Here is an 18,535-nt window from a genome sequence, read left to right on the forward strand (position 1 = left end):
TCTAATGCTGTTTTAACACCGGCATGGACGAATAGTGCTAGTTATGATCAAAAATCGTAATAGAATTGACGGAAAGTGCTGCGGAGACCAAAGGAGAAGATCAGCTCACGATTGGTATACAGATTGTTTTTTTCCTGCCGGCCGGCAACGGAAGCTTCCAGGCGGAGGTTGTATTTCGGGTTCAGCACAAATGCGATGGTGCCCTGGCCGTAAAGGAAATCCGTTTTGAGACCCTGGAACATCTTGTTGCCGTAGTCGCTGGTTCTCAGGTCATATGATTTGAAGATATCCTGGCCCATGCTGATGGCTTTCGTATAGTCGAGCCCATACTGTGCATATTGTACCTGCCCGCGGAAATACCAGCGTTTGAAAGTATAGGAAGCAATGCCAAGTGTTTCCAGGAAATTGGCGCCCATCGGGTGTGCGAGAGACTGGTTGTAATGCGCGTAGTTACCCTGCCCGTTGCGGAAGGTGTATGTATATGGCCGCGAAACGTTCAGTTCGCCCTGCAGGTCCAGTTTATTGACTTTGAAAAGATCGAAGGAGCGGAAGCCGAGTTGGGCAGACCATTTGTTGCCCCACCATCCGTCGCCGCCAAAGAATTCCTTCAGTTTGAACTCATCCAGCACCAGCTGGCCATAGGCAGTTACTTTGGGGAATAGCTTATACTTGATGTTCATGCCTACCATCGCATTGTCTGACGAGCCGCCGGAATATTCGGCAGGGCGCAGGAATATAATGGGATTGAGATAGGTCCAGTCAAAGCCTCTTTTACGTCCAAGCGAATCGCTGTCTGCCCAGATCACTGCATCAAACAGGCCGATGGTGAGCTTTTTGGTGGCGTTCCAGTCGAGAAAGTGAAATACTCCCCATTTTTTGGGATATCCCAGGTCTTCGTAAGCCTGATTGAACGATCTGCTGGAAACATCCATGAACTGTGCCCACATGGACGTATATTGAAACTGGCCAAGGTTGGCGGTTATTTTCAGATAAGGATAACTAAACCCGATGTCTGAGAGGATCATGGAACGATAGCCGTCCCCATAAGAATTGTTGCCGTAGCCAAGCGTGAAATTCACGTATTTGCTGGGCGTATAGGAAATGAGGGCATTCACATAAGAGAAGTCATAACTTTTACCGATCACATCATTGTATTTGATCAGCCCCTGGCCTGGGATCACTCTCCTTTTAGCTACGAAACTGTCCAGGTAAACAGGGAACACGCCCTGGTTCTCATAAAAGGAAGATTCGAAGTAGAACTTCTTGCCGATGTTGCCGAATACGGTGGCGCCGCGGGTGTTCAGCCAGAGTGTTTTGTCCTGGTTGCTGCGGCCTACCTGGAAATCGGGCAGGAAGTCGATAAATACATTGAAGTCGGGTTCACGGAATTCAAAGAGGTGTTCTTTGAAAAGCTTGCGGTGGAACCAGCTTCTTTTCACGCTGTCGGTTTGTGTGTAAAGCGCGCTGCTATCTTCGTGAAGAATAGTTTTGAGCGCGGTATGATGATTGACGGAGTCGAGGTACAACTCCCGTATGTTTTGGGAGTGGTAAGGGGTTATGACGGGTAATTTTTCCTGAGCCATGGCAGGAACAGCCAGCATAATGAATGCCGTTATCCAATGGAAATGCTTCATTCAAGAGAAATTTGGTTTTGAAAAGGCAAAAACTATGCCTTTAAAGGATATGCAAATATATAAACATCTAGGGAAGCGCAGCTTATTACGGATTATACGTCTTTTTTCCGGCGCCTGCCTGTCTGAGCACTTCTTTGTTGAACCTTTTCCGTTCAACGTCCCAGATCCAGCCCCATTTGTTGAAGTATTTGATGGCCGACTGAATATGGATCCTCAGCAATTTTTTGTTGACAAAGGATTCTTTCTGGAAACCGTGGGTGATGGAAACGTCGGGCAGGAATACGGTCTTTGCATGCCGGTGTATCCGTCTTACGAGATCGTAGTCCTCGAGATACATAAAATACCTGGGGTCGAACATCCCGGACTTCTCCAGCACCTGTGTGCGGATGAACATGAAGCAGCCGGAAAGGCAGGGTGTATTTAAAATGGAATCGTAATTGAAATCGTGCAGCTCATATCTTTCGTTGATCTTTATCCCCCATTTTGTTTTGGCAAGAAATCGCCGGAAGAACAGGTCCGCCGGCGTGGGCAGCAGTTTGCACAGCCGCTGTATTTCGCCGTTCTCATAAAATACTTTTGGCATCACCAGCCCGGTATCAGGGTTTTGTTCCATAAACGCATGGATATGTTCAAGCGTGCCGTTCTCAAATGAAATATCAGGGTTCACCACCAGGTGATATGGTATGCCGGCCGCCCTGGATTTATTGATGGCGATGTTATGGCCGCTGCCGTAACCGATATTAGCATTGTTAAATATATATTCGACATTTTCCCCTGAGAACATGCCTTTTAACGCATCGGTGGGTGAGTTATCTACCAGGTAGATCTGTATATCCAGGTTTGTGCTCAGCAGCTTGTTAAAAAGAAGTCTGATCGATTCATCATTTCTGTAAAGCACTATCGAACATGCTAGTTGTGGCATATGGTCTCAAAAATAATTGTGCAAATTTATTAATTCATAATTACATGGAAGGATTTGAAAACATTTGCAGGAATTCTTGTTATTTTCAATAATTTTCCGCTAAATTTTTAGCGCAAGGTAAGATTTTAAACTTTAATCATATATTCTGTACTATGTTCATTTCCGGCAAATGCAATTTATGTAATGGGCCTATTATTAAGATCAACTCTACTCAATTTGGGCAAAGGTGTATCTTTTGCAGATCGACGCCGATTCACCGGGCGCTGGGCCTGGCGTTTGCCGATATAAGGGGGCGTGGCGCGCTTCCAGCGGATGCCGCTGTTTATGAGATGTCGTCGCGCGGGGCATTTTTTAATTACCTCAGCAAACAATACAAGAACCTGCAATATTCGGAGTATTACGACGACGTAGAGCCCGGGGCTTATAAAGCAGGCGTCCAGTGCCAGGACGTGCAGCGCCTGACTTTTGGGGATGCGTCTTTTGACGTTGTTACGAGCACAGAAGTGTTCGAGCACGTTCCTGATGATATTAAAGGATACAGGGAAGTTTACAGGGTTTTGAAACCCGGTGGGCATTTGGTATTTACGGTGCCCCTGGCGGATACAGACAAAACTGTTGAACGGGCTGTTTTAAAAGAAGATGGAAGCATCGAGCACCTGCTTCCGCCGGAGTATCACGGAGACCGCATCAGGGGAAGCAACGGTGTACTGGCGTTCCGTACCTATGGAGCAGATATTGTGGACAGATTGAACAGTGTGGGATTTTCCGCTTCCATCGAAAGATACAATTCGCGAAAAGAAAGAGTTTCCAATAACGCGGTGGTGATCGCTTTGAAGGGCTGATCACCGGCCCTGGGCTATGGTGCCATGGAGGGCGGGCAGGGTTGGTGCTGCTTGCCGGGCCCGCACTCCGATTGCACCTGAAACGATCAGGAACATGAAGAACCCGGTAAAGATAAGTGGTTCGGAGTTCAACCCCAGGAACAGAATAAGAAAAACCAGCCAGCGGTTTCCGGATAGCAATTGCTGCCGGAATAAAAAACGGAGCGCCAGGAGGCTTAACGGTATGCCGAATGCCACGAACAAAGCCGTTATGGAGTTGGAGTTCCTCCTTGTATCGATAATAGACAAGGATTGGAAAATGCTGCTGGCTTTTTGCACCTGCTCATAAACCTCGGTGCCAAACCCGATCCCCGTCAGCCAGTGATCCCTGATGATCGATAAGGAAATGAGATAGTCGTAACTCCTCACGATAAAAGACCCATTGTCTTCCTGGAACTTTGAAGTGATATTGTCCACGATAAGCGGTATCAGCGGGATGCTGATCAGCGTGAGGGGAAGGATGTAGACGAAATTTTTCCGGATGATCGATTTATAGAGGACGAGCATCTGCATCACCAGCAGAATGATACCTGTTGTGGAAAAAGTGGTCAGCACCAGGAAGCCAGAAACGACGGAGGTGATTTTATTTTTTTTGATAAAGCTGCTCATGTAGAACAGGAGGTTCATATAGATAGTCAGTACCCCCGGCTCCCAGAACAATCCCTGGTTCCTGAACAGCTCCAGCCCGCCCAGCTCGTGGGTGGATTCGTAAAAGAAGATGTTGAGGAAGGTGTGGATCTTCAGGATATCTTTAAGTTCGATCTGAACAAGGAACGGCGTTACCACAAACTGCAAAAAGAAACATGCGAGCGCGTGCAGGCCCACCACCTGGAGCACACGGTACAGCATGTGCTGGGCGTTGAGCCTGGAAAGGCTGAAGCACATTACCGCAAGCCAGGAAATAAAAAAACGGAACAGGAAATGAGGGAATTCTCCATCTATCAGCACTCTCGTATTCAAAAATTGCAGGAATACCAGTAATGGTAAGGAAATGCAGAGGAAAGTGCCGGCATGTTTCAGCACGCCGGCATCATAACTGTTGATAGCAATGAAAGTGACGGCTAATAACGCCAGCATCAGCAGGAAAAACACCACGCCGCCGAGCATAATGGGGATCACTCCCCCGGAGGAGAGGATCAGCAGGAACAGCGTAATATATAACAGTGCTTTCTTCATGCCGGCCGGCTTCTATTTGTATAAACCTTTTTGCTCCATTTCCTTCAATGATTTACTGTAATTGTCCTCCTGCACAGGCTGGCCTTTCACCCAGCTTGCAAAGCGGTGGATTCCTTCCTGGACGGTCACTTGCGGGGAGAATCCCAGTGAGCGGCTGATCCTGGTAAGATCGGCGTAGTTGTGGCGGATGTCGCCGATCCTGAAGTTCCCGCTGATCCTGTAAGTGGAGCTGGAATTATATTCTTTCAGCAGCTGCTCGGTGATCTGGATAACGCTGGTGGGCACGCCCGAGCCTACGTTGAACACTTCGCCGTCCGCTTCCTTTTTTTCCAGCGCAAGGATGGTGGCATCCACCACATCGTCGATGTACACGAAGTCGCGGCTTTCTTCGCCGTCCTCAAAAATATTGATCTCTTTGTTGTGCTTGATCAAATTGGAGAAGATGGAAAGAATGCCGGTGTAAGGATTGGAGAGGGACTGCCCCGGCCCGTATACGTTCTGGTAGCGCAATGCTACAGGGGCAATGCCGATGGCCTTGCAAACGGTCATCACCATCTGCTCCTGGTTCTGCTTTGTGATCCCATAAACGGATGTGGGGTGTATTTTGGAATCTTCGTCCGTTGCCACCAGCTGCAGCGGCTTGCTGCACCCCGGGTATTGCACTTCAAACTTACCTTTCGCCAGTTCTTCCGCGGGCCTGGCTTCCGGGTAAACGGGCCCCAGTTCTTCGCTCAGGTATTTCCCTTCACCGTATATGGCCCGTGACGACGCGATGATCATTTTTTTTACGGAGTGCGGGTGGTTGGTAAGATTATCCAGTATCAGCGCGGTGGCGCCTATGTTTACCTGTGTATATTTTTCGATCTGGTACATGGACTGGCCGGTGCCGGTCTCCGCAGCCAGGTGAATGACCGCGTCCTGGCCTGCAAGCGCTTCCTTAACGGTTTCAGGATCGCAAACATCTCCTTTGATGAACCGGGTCACTTTATCGCGGATGGATAAATACAGGGGGGAGGCGGTTTCCGGGGACTGGCCATGGATCTGTGGGGAGAGATTGTCCAGGATCGTCACCTGGTAACCTTTTGAGAGGAGTTTCACTGCCAGGTTGGAACCGATAAATCCCGCACCGCCTGTAATAAGAATTTTATTCATGATGTTTTCTGATTTTGAAGTTTTTTGCCGGCGCGGGTTATTCAATAAAGGCGCCGTCCGGCGTGGTTTTTTTCCAGGTGTTATCTTCCAGGCAATATCTTTTTACGATCCTGGCCGGAGAGCCCACTGCTACGCAATAATCCGGTATATCGCTCATCACCACCGAATTGGCGCCGATGACGCATTGTTTCCCGATCCTGGCGCCGAGTATGCAGACGTTTTCCCCCAGCCAGGAGCCATCGCCGATGGAAACGGCCTTATTCTGCACTACGGGCTGGTGCATTACCGGTACCTGGATATCCCTGTACTGGTGGAGGTTGTCGGAAATATAAACTTTGTCTGCGGTCAATACGTTTTTGCCGATCCTGACGGAGTGCGTGGCATAAATATGGTTGAAGTTGCCGATCACAGAGCCATCGCCTATTTCCAGCAGGCAATCCGGCATGCCCGTCAGGGGGTGGGCAGCCAGCCAGGTTTTATAGTTGATGATCACCTCATGGCCCAGCGAGATGTTGCCGTGGCCGGTAATGCGCAGCGGGCATATGATACGGACCTTACGGCCAATATGTCTGAACTTTCGTTTGCCCGCCCAGTAATTTAGCCGGGCGTCCAGGCTGTACAGTAAAGATCTCAGCATTGTACACTTAGTTGCCCTGGTAAAATCCCAAAAAAAGCCCGGGCTAATGCATTACGCTCATTTAGGATCAAATTAATATATATACAGATGTTATCCCTCATATTCAGGGCACAAGTTACAGAAACAAAACAAAAACCGGATCAACAAAACAGTTTTCAGTATACCCAGATTTCGTCGCACCCGATCACCGGGTATTTTGACGGAGCCTTGGCCCAGTCCGGGAAACTGGCCGGCGGCTCAGCGGTTAGCCGGAGAAACCGGAACTGGTTATTACGGCCTGTTGCCATTTTGAATGGAACAGGTCGGATTTTCCGGTCCAGCATTGCCGGCGGGGGCACCTTGATCGTTTGCAGGGGAGTATAGTCCCGGCCGTTCATAGAGACTTCTGCTTTAATAACAGAAGGAAGGAACATATTAAAATCCGGGCTGTAAATGAACGTCGTTTGGATGGAATCTGCTTTCAGCGGCTTACCTAAGTCAAGGGTCGCTACCATCGGGTTGCGGCTGAATTGCAGCCAGTTATAGGAGAAATCACCCAATCCCGCCACCCCGTCAGTTAGCATTGCGGCGCCTTTTCCTTCGTACCGCTTTACATAAGGGTATTGCAGTGAAACCTTTGCATTTATCGCCAGATTCTGCTTGACGGGCGTGGTAAGGATATGCTTCACCTCCGCAGCATATGCTCCGGGGGACAGGCCGAATTCGGCGACCTGCACAGCCCCGACTTTTACGCCGTTGTCGAGGAATCTTTTTAATACGGATTGCAGGGTATCTGGTGTTGCGCCTGGTGTTGCGCTCCGCTGGCTGGCGGCGGGATTCCCATTTCCATATATGCCCCGTTTTCCCCTGCCATAATAACGGGCCTGGTGGAGAAAGGTATAATCCTGCACAAGCTGGATGGAGCCCACCCGCTGCAGTAAGCCGGTATTCGCCCCTGCCGCTTTTTTCGCCTTGGCGAGCAGCTCATTGTACTGGTCCAGATAAGCCGGGGAAAGGAATGTATTGGCCCCATCGGCCACGTTGCCGAAGATATCCAATGTGGCGTGCGTTTTTACCGCCGCATTCCTGGTTGCGGTCAGATAGGCCCGCACATACTGGCCCGCGGGGCCGTAATATCCTTCTGTGAATTCCTGCACCAGTTGTTCCACATTAATGTCCGGGTTCCATAACAACTTTGCAAGCACATATCCTTTCAGTTCCGCCATATCGCTGTAGCCCGGGCCACTGCCCTGCTCCAGTACGCCTTTCACCATGTTTTGTTTCAGAAGCCGCAGGTTGGGCTGATAGACGGGAAGCACCGGGAAAGGTGCAAGGAAGGCTGTAAACTGGGCGCAATAGTCCCAGATGTAAATGTTACTGGTAAGCTTTTTCCAGCCGGCGAGGTCCGCCGTGAATTTTTTGCCGGATGGAGATTGGGTGAATGGCAGCAGGCGGTCTACATTCAGGCTGGTGAGCTGCACAATTACGTTGGACGCTGGCCTGGCGTATTTCGGCGGCAGCTGCGTATAGCCGTGAGCCAGGATAGTAAACTTGGTGTCGGGGAATTGGGCGGCAACCTTATTGACCATCAGTACGAGGTTACCTGCAACTGATCCTTCGCGTTTGGTGACCGGTGCGCAGAGGTTGCATTCACAGTAACCCGGCCCCGCATTAGGGCTGATGGACCAATATATCGCATTGGGGTTGCGCTGCATTTTCCTGCGTATCGAATCAGCAATGATCCTCACAACTTCATCGTTGCTGGTGCATAACTGGTTGGGTAAACGTTTGCCTTTTATCATGCCAAAATATTCCGGATGGCTTTTATAATAAACGGCTGCAGGCACCAGCTTTTCGTAAGTATCGCCGTATAGGCCCCATTGTTCGGTAAACCGGTGCAGCTTGTGCCAGTCCGCATATTCCGGATCAAAAATGCCCGGGAAATATGATTCACGGTATTCGAAGGCGGGGTTTTCGTAAAGGGCAAGGCCTGCGGGCATGGAAAGCGTTTTCATCCGGGGGGCCTGTGCGGCGCCTGTGTACCATTTACGACAACCCAGGTACTTTTCAACAAACGTGTATACGGCATATAAGGTACCCTTAGCGCCTTTTCCTGCAATGACCAGGTTTTTCCCCTGATTAACGATTGCATAGCCGTCTTCTTTGAGCCTGTCGGTCTTGACAGCCGCCGCCGCAAATTTCGTATTGCCGATGGCGATCACAGCAGCATCGCGGCTGCTTTCTTCCCTGATATCCAGTTTCGCGCCGGTCACTTTTTGAAAGTAGTTTTGCAATACCGTCGCGGATTTTTTTTCCATGCCGGAAGCATTCCCGGGGATCACGATGTAGTAGGATGATTGACCGTTATCAGCCAACTTCAGCGACTGCCCGAGGCAGCATTGGCAGCTGAACGCTACCAGCAGCAAAAAAGAAAATTTAAATGCCTGGCTTACCATAGTATTAATTTATATAGTTCTATCCCAGCATTTCAGAGAAGCGGTCGCGGGTATATATGGAAATGGTCTTCCTATGCAAGGCGATCTTCTCTTCAGCAGTACGGGAAGCTGCTGCCTGCTTATTGATTTCCGTGATAAAGTCCTGTCCGGTAGTACATCTGATCAATTCTTCACCCAGGTCGGCAGCTATTCCTTCCAGGGCAATTTCCGTGCCTACCACGGTTGTTCCGCAGGCCAGGGCCTCCAGTACCTTGAATTTTACACCGGCTCCCTGGAACAGAGGAGCGATCAACGCCCTGGCTCCCGCGAGAACCGGATAAGGATTTTCTACAAAACCTAACAGTTCCACCCCCGGTATTGTTGAGAACACCGCTTTATCTTTCGCGCTCATGCCACCCCCGATCACCTTGATGCGGATACGCGACTGAAGGCCCGGGTAAACATGCTCGAAGAACCAGTGCAGCCCTTCTGTATTCTCACTGCGGTTCCATGCACCATAAAAACAGAAATAGTCCGATTCGGTGAAGTCTGCTTCTTCCAGGTCCAGGATCATGGGATCGAGGAACGGGCTTACTACTTTTGCATCTTTTCCATACCAGGTCTTTATCAGTTCCCTGTCCTTTTCACTGAAAGTAAGCAGCGTTTTTCTTTTGCCGGAAAGCAGCAGCTTCTCCGAACGGAAGATCCATTTTGAAGCCGCCGATTGTAGCGCACCGGTCTTCCGGGCATATTTCTGGTAAATAACATCGTGAAGCATCAGGTACTGCCGGGAACGGGGAATGAACAGACCGTACAGGAACACCTGTGAGAAATCAAGGTATACCAGGTCGTACCGGCTGCTGTTGCGGCTTATGAACCATATAAGGCGGAGCGACAGGCGTGAAGTGAAGAATGGATGCAGCATTGGCAGCTTGACGATATTGAGCAGTTTCCTTTTTGTTCCGAGAGGACGGACCATCAGGACGTTTATATTGGAGTGCTGCGGCGCATACTGGTGATCGGCATATTTAAACACACACACATCTATTTTATGCCCGTGACCTGCCAGGTCTTCCAGGAGCAGGCGGGTATAGTTCTGCCCCGCCGTTTTGTCGCCGGGCGGGAATGCCGAAATAAAAAGTATTTTCTTTTGCTTTTGCATTTCGCGTTACCGTTTTATAAAGAATTCCAGCACCCAGTTCTTTAATAACAAGGCAGACATGTCCACCGGTTTTGCCTCCCGTTTGAAAAACTGCGGATCGACGACAGGTTGATGCCGGTCTATGACCAGCACATTATCCGCTGAGTAGAACGGCTCTTTCATGATCTGAAAGTTAGTGGTAATGAGTTTTTTGCCCATCGCAAGCACTTCTATGGTACGCATGGTTAATCCAGCCTGCCCTTCAAAATTGATATCTATGATCGCGGAAGATTCGTTGGTCAGCTGAAGGAAAGTGGCGTATGGAATTTTCTCATAAACGAAGTCGCTGGCACGGGCGTCCTTATATATTTTGGAGTGCAGCAGTTTTTTCCGGTAAAAAGAAAACTTGCTGGTAATAAGCATGGCTCTGCAAGCGAGCCCGAGCCGCGATGCCTCCTTTTCCAACTTCCTGATAAGGGAGTAACGGTCGCTATATTCGACGCCGATAAACAACATGTCATATTTTTGCGGGACCGGCACGATGGGAGATTCGTTGTTGTGGAAGAGCGGCTTATAATGAACGAACGGGAAGGTATTTACGTCTTCCCGGTCAAAAGAATAGGCGGCGTCATACTGGTCAAGCAGCAAAGCGGCCCTGGGGTTGAACTTCAGCGAGTCCCAGTGATAATTGATGAACCGGGCGTTCGGGAACTGCTTTTTCATGCCGGCAAGCATCTTTTCCGTGATGGTTTCGCCATGAATGACAAAAACAAAATCGAACGAAGCGCCGTCTGCTACAGCCTGTATATTTTTTGACAGGTAAATGTTTGAATATGCGTATGCAATATTTTTATTGATATATCCGAAAGCCCTGTAAAGACGGCCGTATTCCCGTTCCGGTATGAAATGCACTTCCGCTCCATAGGCATTGAGCACATTGGAGATCCTGAGATGGTAGTCGTAGAATACCGGGCCGATAAATAGTATCTTTTTATTTTTCAATACTTCCATACATCAGTTCAATTATTGTTAAATATCAGACATATTTGCTGCATCCTCCATTACATCTACCTGGTTCCGATTTTCTTTTGACTTGTATAGCTGTTTCCTGATCTTCAGGTAAACAGCAAGTGCGGCCATGAACGAAATAAAGGCAACAGCAGATTCCACAGCAACAAAATAGTGTAATTGCACATGCTGCAGCTGCAGGATGCCAATAACGCCACCCAGCATACAAAGGAGCCCGATCACATTCACCGTAATGATAGCGCGGTACTTGAAAGCAGCATTAAAAATGATTGTCAGAACGGTATTGACACCGGTAAAGAACAGTGATGGAAGCATCCAATAGACAAGATGTATCTGCGGTATATGTTTTGGGAAGAAAAAAGGGACCAGCAAATGCACCAATAAGACGGTAGCGACTACAAACGCCGTGCTGTAGCTGACAACGATCAATATATAATTTTTCATTACCTTCCTGAACAGCGTGTAGTTACTCTCGGCAAACGACCTCACGGCAGATGGGAAATACAGGTTACTGATCGAGGAAGGAACGATCATAAAGGCTGCTGAAATGATGACACACAGGGAAAGCCGGCCTAATTCCTCAATTCCGAGGCCCCTTACAATGGCCCACCTTTCAATTTGTACGTTGATGTTGAAAAAAGTTGTAGTAAGATAAGGTACAAACCCATAATAGAGTAATCTCCTGATCATATCCCGGTTCATGGTGAATCGGAATGGGCGCAGATACGGGACTTTGATTAAGGCGATCAAACAAAACGCTGTTGATGCGGTAGCAGTTCCCAGGAGGGCGCCGTATAACTTCAGGAAAATGATTGTGGGCAGGGTTAAAAAGGATGCCAGTGCCGAGACCAGATTAATTGCATTTAAAGACTTGATGTCCCCCCTGGCAAGCATCATGCAGGTAAGCCAATTGTTATAAAGTCCGATGGCGCCTATCAAAATACCAAGTATTGTAATATGGACGGCCGCGTCGCCGGAATGAACGGCCATTGTGATGACAGGCAGCGAAATGCCCAGCATAACAATAATGTACGAAGTGATGGTATTGTTGATTTCCCGGCTGTCCGGAGTGATAGAATAAGCCTTATAGCCACCGGTGACCATACCTAATTGAAGCATGGCCATGACCATTATTAGAATCTGTACGATGCCAAGAAGCCCCAGTTCATAAAAATCGAGATATTTAATACTGATAAAGGAACGCACAAACGATAGCCCGCTTAGAGATATGTTTAGTAATACGTAGACTATCCTCGGATTGCTGTATAATTCCTTAACGTTGATTTTCATGATTAACTAACTCGATGGAAGCAATTCCAGTTAGAAATGGATATTTCGGTTGGCCGAAGCTTGTATTTTCCCATCATAACAGTCCATTTAATTTTTCAATTCCTCCTCGATTGCACGCGTTATATCGGTAATGTTTTCGTTCGTATATAGGCTGGCATGCTGGTATGGATTGCCAACATGCGTGTAATGCACCATTTGTGAAATAAAATGTTTCACCTGCTCCGGCGAGGGTTTTGCATATTCCGGCAACCGCAGTTTTTGGCGAAGGTCTTCGTACGACTCGATCTTATGTACCCCCGGGCATTGGTTATAGAAGATCTTGCCCAGGACAAAAACAGGTTTCCCGGCTATCAGTCCCTCGAAGCCGGCTGTGCTTGTGAGGGTCACGATCGCTTTGCATTCCCTGATCAGGTGCGCTGTCGGTATCTCCGAGGGGAGCAGGAGAATGTTGGAGTAATTGCGTTGCAGTTCCCTGAAGGTGTCCGTCAGCAGCATGCCGGGTTGCTGCGGATGTTCTTTCACCACCAGCACCTGGTTGGTCTTAAGGCATTTGGAAATATACTCAATGGTGGAAGCCTGGTTGGAAAAAAACTCCGACATGTATTTCAATGTGGCTTCCGGCTCAAAATGAAGGGGATAAAAGACGAGATCAAATTCCCTGAAGTCGTCCAGCTTTTTATATTTCCTGAAAAGAGATAAAAAATACAGCTTTATGCTTGTCGCAAAAACATATTGCGGATTGCCGAAGATCGCGAGGGATTTGGCTTTCGGGTACCTGGACGCGCTGATTTTTGTCAGCATCCATCTTTTGATGGACTTCAGCAGCATGACCGGGTTGCCCCGTTTCTTGATATTTTGTGCGTAGAACGGCTGCCCGCTGCCTGCGAGCACCTTTTCAATATAAGCTTCCGCCTTGGCGACGTCCGCCGCAGTGGGTTGCAACAACTGGATGCTGTTATCCAGCTGATTGTGCATGGGAGTATGCTGGAAATAGAAGGTGTTCGGGGCGGCGAAGCTTAGCCAGGACAAGTACCGGATACCACGTTTCCGGCATTCCAGGTGAAGCACCTCAGATATCTCAATTGCGACAATTTCATTGACAACGGCTGTGGCCCCGCTGGTTTGGAGGGCCTGCCGCCAGAAAGAGATCTCTTTGCCCAGTATCTCCCGCCGTTGCCGTAGCGACAGTGGTCCCAGGTAACGGTCAGAGCCAAAAGAAGTCTCGAAATAATCATCCGGTACATCTGCCGGCACGAGCCTGTCATATTCCTCTTCAAAACATAACAGCACGCTTTTGCCCTTTGCTTCCACCCTTTTTTTTTCGTCGAGCGTCAGCGTTACATATATCGATTCGTATTTTAAGCTGTTTAACAGCGGGAAAAAATCAGACTGGTATTCTCGCGCAAAGAACAAAACCCTCTCTTGCATATGCAAATTTATTTAAAATGACTATTCAGCTTAACAGGTCGTCCATAGACAGCGGAGTGCCTCGTTTCAACGCCCGGTGAGCGGGTTTGCCCAGTATCATGCTGAAATATCGCGGATGAAGCCCATCGCCCGGCCGGATAATACGGATGTTTTTTTCTGTGAACACCCCTCCGGCAGGAATGTCTTCCACTACATATACAGATCTCTTGAAATTAAGGCTTTTTTTCTCTGCGTCCTGGATGCCATATTGAACGTATCCAAGCGCCTGGTGGGCCCTTTCCGTTTCTATGACGAGCATCCTGAATTCATCAGGCTCCAGTGAAAACGCGCTGTCCACGCCGCCTTCTGCCCGGCTGAGGCAAAAATGTTTCTCGATCACGGTGGCTCCCAGCGCAACAGCCCCCACCGCGGCGCCAACCCCCATGGTGTGGTCGGACAGCCCGGTTTCGCAATGGAAGAGCTCGCGGAGATGTGGTATTGTCCTGAGGTTGGTATTTTCCGGGGTTGCGGGGTAGGTGCTGGTGCATTTCAGCAGCACCAGGTCCTTGCATCCGTTCTGTCTCAGCACGCCCACGCTCTCGTCCGTGTTCGCAAGCGTGGAAACGCCGGTAGACATGATAACGGGCTTGCCCGTGAGCGCCACTTTTTTCAGCAGGGGATGATGGTTGTTCTCGAATGAAGCGACCTTATGGCAGGGCGCTCCAAGTTCTTCCAGCATATCCACTGCTTCCTCGTCGAAAGGTGTCGAGAAACAGATAATACCCAGCTCCTTCGCGTAATCAAAAATGGGTTTGTGCCATTCATAAGGCGTCATAGCCTCCTGGTAAAGCTCGTAAAGATTCCTGCCCTTCCAGAGGGATTTTTCATCAGTAATAGTAAAGAGGCCGCCGGAATGATCAATTGTCAATGAATCGGGTGTGTATGTCTGCAGCTTGATGGCATCAGCACCCGCATCTTTCGCCGCTTTCACGATTGTCATGGCCCTTTCCAGCGAACGGTTGTGGTTGCCGCTCATTTCAGCGATAATGAATGGTTTGTGATTCAAACCGATTTGCGCGTCACCTATCTTGAAATCTTTCATCTGATGTATATAATAATTTGTTTTATCCTAATTTGTTATGCCGTGTCCTCCAGCAAAGTTTGCCTCAAGGTACTCAAAAGATATGGAACGGGAATTTACGGCTTATGCTGCCGCAACACTCCGGCCGCTTTAAAAAGTTCCTGCTGCTCCAGCAACCGGGTTGCGGCCTGCAATTCTTCCTCCAGCGTTTGCCCTGATGTTTTTTGAACAGAACCGGCATTGATCATGGCTATCCATGGCCGGCGCGCAATAAGTGATGCTATTTTGTCCAGCCCAAATAAAGGGTCGTCCGGGTATAGTTCGTCGTAGATGCAGCAAGCCAGCACATAGTCCAGGTCATTGTCCACCGTAAGCCGCAGCTCTCCGCCCGGGGGTATATCCATATGGATGGTATTCACCTTAAACCTTTCAGGCCGTTTGCGTATGGCGAGGGTAACATGCTCTTCTTCTTCAGGAAGGAGATCTAATGTCCGTAGTTGCAGCAGGGCTTCCGTTTCCACGACTTCAATATTCATCCCGACCGGCAGGCCGGATGAATACGTATATGCGTGGCCGGAATCAAGGTGCTTTTCAACCACCTCGTCCATCAGGGCCGGGTCGATGAACGGGTTGTCCGCCGTGATCCGGATGATAGTATCCGGTTGGTAGCGGAGGCCCGCTTCCTGGAACCGGGACAATACATTCCGCTCATCTCCGCGAAGACAGTGGATATTTTGACGGCGTGCCCAGGTTTCGAGTATATCGTCTGCGGGATTGGTGGATGTAGCCAATACAATCAAGGGCTGGAACCGGGAATGCGAAAGACGGCGAACGATCTGGTCCAGCACAGCCTGGTCGGAGCTGTAAGGCAGCGGCATCAGGACTTTTCCCCTAAGCCGTGTTGAAGCGAACCTCGCCTGTATGACTGCGCTGATCTTCTTTTGTGACATCTCAGATTCTTTTATTTGATGGTCCATCCGCCATCCACCACGATATTCTGGCCTGTAATGAACGCCGAAGCGTCAGAGGCGAGGAACACAAACGCCCCTTTCAGATCATCGGGCTGACCGATCCTTCCCAGTACGGTTCTTTCTTTCAGCCCCCGGATAAATTTTTCCTGCAATTGTACCTGCGGGCTCGGGAAGGGGCCGGGCGTGACTGTGTTTACCAGGATGCCTCTTGAGCCAAGGTAAGATGCGAAGTATTTCGTAAGCTGTATGATACCGGCTTTGGCTATCCCGTAGTGGGGAGGGTTCAGTGACGCGGGCGCATCTTCGTAGAGGCTGAAATCGGGCGCCACCACTCCATACATGGACGCCACGTTGATGATTTTCCCCGTGGGCGACTTTGCGAGGTACGGCACTGCTTCCCGGATGCAACGGTAAGCGCTGTTGATAGTGCCGTCAATGGAATAAGCCCAGTCTTCGTCAGTGATACCCAGCGGGTCGCTTCCCTTGCAATAAAAAGCATTGTTGATCAGGACGTCAATCCTGCCATGCTCAGCGTCTATAGCGGCAAGCGAGGCACGGATGCTCGCAGTGTCCGCAACGTCGCATTTGTTAAAATGGATCATATTGCCGGCAGGGAAAGCCAGATCAAATTTATCTTCATCCTTTCCACAGACATATACGGTCGCTTTGTGCTCGGCAAGCCCTTCACATATGGCTTTTCCCAGGTAACCGTAACCGCCGGTCACAGCAACGATCTTCCCGCTTAAATCGAACAAACTACTCATTTGACGTTCCATTTACTGGGTAAAATCAACGTTTCATCATTTGAAGCCATGGCGCTGATATCATTTATGGCCCGCTGAACCGTGTCCAGCCGGCCGGTGTAGCCGATATTTTCAAGAAGATTGCTGTATGACTCAACACCGATGACAATCTTATCTATATCATGCAAATGTACGAATCCAAGCAGGAGATGAGGCAATGTCAAATCATGCGCTTCCGCCAGCTGCCGGATTTTGTCTACCCTTGGGCCCAATTCGGCCAGGGAGGCGGGCAGCTGCTCCGGGGAAAGGAACAGCAGGCCTTGCAGGAATGCGGACCGGATATGAATTTCCACTCCCCGCGATTTCAGCTCGGTGAAATATGGGCTGAAACGTTGATCGAGGGGATTAAATGGCAATTGCAGGATGTCGAATGCAACGTCTTTGTCCAGCAGGTAGTCCAGTTCATGCGGATAGTATAGTGAAAAGCCGATCTTGCCGATGCGGCCTTTTTCTTTTTCTTTCCTGAAAGCGTCCCACTGGGTGTTTTCAAAAACACTCCTGTCGAACTGGTGCAGCAGGTAGCCGTACAAGAACTGAACCCCCAGTTTTTGGCAGCTGTTATCGAGGCTTTCCGTTACCGTTGTGCTCCCGGGCAGGTACTTGGAGATTATCCTGAATTGGCCTGCCTGGCGGTTATAAACAACGGGCAATACCTGTCCGAGCACCGTTTCACTTTCGCCGTATGCGGACGCAGTGTCCAGGCTGTCTATTCCATGCTCCAGCGCCAGGCAAAGGATCTTTTCCGCTTCCTGCCGGGAAACCTGTCCGGTTTTGTTGCTGATCCCGTAATTCAGGCCGAACTGCACTGTACCGAGAGATAACTTGTTCATGTTCTATGCTGCAATATGGACATGATTTTTTCAATCACATATTCCTGTTCCTCTTCGCTTAATGTGGGGTACATGGGGAGGCTGAGGCACCGCGCATATAATCCTTCAGCAGCCGGTAATTTTACGCCCGGCATTTTTTCTTTGTAATAAGGCAATGTATGTACGGGGATATAATGCACCTGGGTGTAGATGCCGGATTCCTTGAGCCTGTCATACAGGTTTTTCCTGCCGTCTGCCTGTATCACGTACAAATGATAGGCGTGCCCTTCATCAAATTTTGCGATGGTATTATCGATGCCTGTACCGGCAAATGCTTCATCATAGCGGCGGGCGATCCTTTGCCGGGCGGCCAGGCCCGCATCTGCTTTTTCCAGCTGCGTCAGCCCCAGGGCCGCCTGGAAGTCCGTCAGCCGGTAGTTGTAACCCAGTTCCAGCATTTCATAATACCAGTCACCATGGTTTTCGTGCATCAGGGCGGGGTTTTTAGTAATGCCGTGAGTGCGGAGCAGGATAAGTTTATTGTACAGGTCCTGATCGTTGGTGGTTATCATTCCTCCTTCTCCGCAGGCGATATGCTTAACGGGATGGAAAGAGAAAACGGAAAGGTCGGCGAACCGGCCGTTGCCACAAAGCTGGCGCTGCCCTTTGCTGTCTGTGAAATATCCGCCGGGGGCATGGCAGGCGTCTTCGATTATCCAGAGGCCGAATTCATCCGCCAGTTGCCGGAACGCTTCGAGGTCTACTGCCTTTCCCGCGAAGTCAACAGGAATAATCCCCTTGTAAGTGCCTTTGGGCGCTTTTTCCAGCAATGCTCTTACTTTGTTGATGTCCAGCAGGCCGGTAGAAGGGTCGATATCGGCGAAGTCGGTTTCTCCTCCGCAATAACCAATACAATTGGCGGAGGCAGCAAAAGTGATGGGAGTGGTGATGACCCTGTCGCCTTTCTGAACGCCGAGAGCCATTGCGGCGAGATGGAGGGCCGCGGTGCCGTTGGAGACCGCCACGGCGTACCGGGCGCCTACATAGGCGGCAAATGCATCTTCAAACGCTTTGATCCTGGGGCCCTGGGTCAGGAAATCGCTTTGCAGCGCCTCAATAACAGCCTGGATGTCTTTGGCATCAATGTGCTGTTTTCCATAAGGGATATGTACTTTTTTAGTTTCCATT

General features: G+C 49.5%; 16 protein-coding genes. 1 reads left to right on the top strand and 15 read right to left on the bottom strand.

Features of this window, described 5'->3' with window-relative positions:
- Positions 1–47 precede the first annotated feature (47 nt).
- Together ACTJIK_RS04450 and ACTJIK_RS04455 are read right to left on the bottom strand one after the other, a co-directional pair.
- Entirely contained in the window at positions 48–1,634 is a 1,587-nt protein-coding gene (locus tag ACTJIK_RS04450) for a hypothetical protein (protein WP_440645146.1), read from the bottom strand.
- 85 nt (positions 1,635–1,719) lie between these two features.
- A complete protein-coding gene (locus ACTJIK_RS04455) occupies positions 1,720–2,532 on the bottom strand; it encodes a glycosyltransferase family 2 protein (RefSeq protein WP_440645147.1) in 813 nt (270 codons plus the stop codon).
- 176 nt (positions 2,533–2,708) lie between these two features.
- Here ACTJIK_RS04455 and ACTJIK_RS04460 point away from each other — a divergent pair, with 176 nt between their 5' ends.
- Positions 2,709–3,398: a class I SAM-dependent methyltransferase gene (locus tag ACTJIK_RS04460; protein WP_440645148.1), complete on the top strand. Its 690-nt coding sequence runs from the start codon at positions 2,709–2,711 to the stop codon at positions 3,396–3,398.
- On the opposite strand, the gene ACTJIK_RS04465 is transcribed toward ACTJIK_RS04460, so the two are convergent.
- The 13 genes from ACTJIK_RS04465 to pseC all read right to left on the bottom strand — a co-directional run bounded on the left by ACTJIK_RS04465 (position 3,399) and on the right by pseC (position 18,534).
- Positions 3,399–4,613: an O-antigen ligase family protein gene (locus ACTJIK_RS04465; protein WP_440645149.1), complete on the bottom strand. Its 1,215-nt coding sequence runs from the start codon at positions 4,611–4,613 to the stop codon at positions 3,399–3,401.
- A 12-nt stretch (positions 4,614–4,625) separates the two neighbouring features.
- Positions 4,626–5,765, bottom strand: a complete 1,140-nt coding sequence (locus tag ACTJIK_RS04470) for an NAD-dependent epimerase/dehydratase family protein (RefSeq protein WP_440645150.1) — start codon at positions 5,763–5,765, stop codon at positions 4,626–4,628.
- A 37-nt stretch (positions 5,766–5,802) separates the two neighbouring features.
- Positions 5,803–6,402, bottom strand: a complete 600-nt coding sequence (locus ACTJIK_RS04475; RefSeq protein WP_440645151.1) for an acyltransferase — start codon at positions 6,400–6,402, stop codon at positions 5,803–5,805.
- Between the two features lie 155 nt (positions 6,403–6,557).
- Positions 6,558–8,837: a DUF4838 domain-containing protein gene (locus ACTJIK_RS04480; protein WP_440645152.1), complete on the bottom strand. Its 2,280-nt coding sequence runs from the start codon at positions 8,835–8,837 to the stop codon at positions 6,558–6,560.
- Between the two features lie 19 nt (positions 8,838–8,856).
- Complete coding sequence (locus ACTJIK_RS04485) at positions 8,857–9,978, bottom strand: glycosyltransferase (protein WP_440645153.1); 1,122 nt, start codon at positions 9,976–9,978, stop codon at positions 8,857–8,859.
- Positions 9,979–9,984: 6 nt separating this feature from the next.
- Entirely contained in the window at positions 9,985–10,968 is a 984-nt protein-coding gene (locus ACTJIK_RS04490; protein ID WP_440645154.1) for a hypothetical protein, read from the bottom strand.
- Between the two features lie 18 nt (positions 10,969–10,986).
- The gene (locus tag ACTJIK_RS04495; RefSeq protein WP_440645155.1) at positions 10,987–12,276 is read right to left on the bottom strand and encodes a lipopolysaccharide biosynthesis protein; all 1,290 of its coding nucleotides are present in this window, start codon (positions 12,274–12,276) and stop codon (positions 10,987–10,989) included.
- An 87-nt stretch (positions 12,277–12,363) separates the two neighbouring features.
- Entirely contained in the window at positions 12,364–13,704 is a 1,341-nt protein-coding gene (locus tag ACTJIK_RS04500) for a capsular polysaccharide export protein, LipB/KpsS family (RefSeq protein ID WP_440645156.1), read from the bottom strand.
- A 25-nt stretch (positions 13,705–13,729) separates the two neighbouring features.
- Positions 13,730–14,785 (bottom strand): pseudaminic acid synthase, encoded by a 1,056-nt coding sequence (pseI, locus tag ACTJIK_RS04505; RefSeq protein ID WP_440645157.1) that lies wholly within the window; start codon positions 14,783–14,785, stop codon positions 13,730–13,732.
- A gap of 95 nt (positions 14,786–14,880) precedes the next feature.
- The gene (locus ACTJIK_RS04510; protein WP_440645158.1) at positions 14,881–15,714 is read right to left on the bottom strand and encodes a cytidylyltransferase domain-containing protein; all 834 of its coding nucleotides are present in this window, start codon (positions 15,712–15,714) and stop codon (positions 14,881–14,883) included.
- Between the two features lie 11 nt (positions 15,715–15,725).
- Positions 15,726–16,499 carry an SDR family NAD(P)-dependent oxidoreductase gene (locus ACTJIK_RS04515; RefSeq protein WP_440645159.1) on the bottom strand — a complete coding sequence of 258 codons (774 nt, stop codon included), beginning with the start codon at positions 16,497–16,499 and terminating at the stop codon, positions 15,726–15,728.
- Positions 16,496–17,368, bottom strand: coding sequence for an aldo/keto reductase (locus ACTJIK_RS04520; protein WP_440645160.1), 873 nt, complete (start codon positions 17,366–17,368; stop codon positions 16,496–16,498). Before ACTJIK_RS04520 ends, ACTJIK_RS04515 begins: the two co-directional genes overlap by 4 nt.
- Positions 17,365–18,534: a UDP-4-amino-4,6-dideoxy-N-acetyl-beta-L-altrosamine transaminase gene (gene pseC / locus ACTJIK_RS04525; RefSeq protein ID WP_440645161.1), complete on the bottom strand. Its 1,170-nt coding sequence runs from the start codon at positions 18,532–18,534 to the stop codon at positions 17,365–17,367. The genes ACTJIK_RS04520 and pseC overlap by 4 nt, the downstream gene beginning before the upstream one ends.
- Between the last annotated feature and the right edge of the window lies 1 nt (position 18,535).

Origin of the sequence: Chitinophaga sp. 22620 (assembly GCF_052044405.1) — a bacterium.
Lineage (GTDB): Bacteria > Bacteroidota > Bacteroidia > Chitinophagales > Chitinophagaceae > Chitinophaga.

What these genes read in the sequence shown, in the direction of transcription:
- ACTJIK_RS04450 (WP_440645146.1), bottom strand. Translation starts at nt 1,634, where the DNA reads ATGAAGCATTTCCATTGGATAACGGCATTCATTATGCTGGCTGTTCCT.
- ACTJIK_RS04460 (WP_440645148.1), top strand. Translation starts at nt 2,709, where the DNA reads ATGTTCATTTCCGGCAAATGCAATTTATGTAATGGGCCTATTATTAAG.
- ACTJIK_RS04465 (WP_440645149.1), bottom strand. Translation starts at nt 4,613, where the DNA reads ATGAAGAAAGCACTGTTATATATTACGCTGTTCCTGCTGATCCTCTCC.
- ACTJIK_RS04470 (WP_440645150.1), bottom strand. Translation starts at nt 5,765, where the DNA reads ATGAATAAAATTCTTATTACAGGCGGTGCGGGATTTATCGGTTCCAAC.
- ACTJIK_RS04475 (WP_440645151.1), bottom strand. Translation starts at nt 6,402, where the DNA reads ATGCTGAGATCTTTACTGTACAGCCTGGACGCCCGGCTAAATTACTGG.
- ACTJIK_RS04480 (WP_440645152.1), bottom strand. Translation starts at nt 8,837, where the DNA reads ATGGTAAGCCAGGCATTTAAATTTTCTTTTTTGCTGCTGGTAGCGTTC.
- ACTJIK_RS04485 (WP_440645153.1), bottom strand. Translation starts at nt 9,978, where the DNA reads ATGCAAAAGCAAAAGAAAATACTTTTTATTTCGGCATTCCCGCCCGGC.
- ACTJIK_RS04490 (WP_440645154.1), bottom strand. Translation starts at nt 10,968, where the DNA reads ATGGAAGTATTGAAAAATAAAAAGATACTATTTATCGGCCCGGTATTC.
- ACTJIK_RS04495 (WP_440645155.1), bottom strand. Translation starts at nt 12,276, where the DNA reads ATGAAAATCAACGTTAAGGAATTATACAGCAATCCGAGGATAGTCTAC.
- ACTJIK_RS04500 (WP_440645156.1), bottom strand. Translation starts at nt 13,704, where the DNA reads ATGCAAGAGAGGGTTTTGTTCTTTGCGCGAGAATACCAGTCTGATTTT.
- pseI (WP_440645157.1), bottom strand. Translation starts at nt 14,785, where the DNA reads ATGAAAGATTTCAAGATAGGTGACGCGCAAATCGGTTTGAATCACAAA.
- ACTJIK_RS04510 (WP_440645158.1), bottom strand. Translation starts at nt 15,714, where the DNA reads ATGTCACAAAAGAAGATCAGCGCAGTCATACAGGCGAGGTTCGCTTCA.
- ACTJIK_RS04515 (WP_440645159.1), bottom strand. Translation starts at nt 16,499, where the DNA reads ATGAGTAGTTTGTTCGATTTAAGCGGGAAGATCGTTGCTGTGACCGGC.
- ACTJIK_RS04520 (WP_440645160.1), bottom strand. Translation starts at nt 17,368, where the DNA reads ATGAACAAGTTATCTCTCGGTACAGTGCAGTTCGGCCTGAATTACGGG.
- pseC (WP_440645161.1), bottom strand. Translation starts at nt 18,534, where the DNA reads ATGGAAACTAAAAAAGTACATATCCCTTATGGAAAACAGCACATTGAT.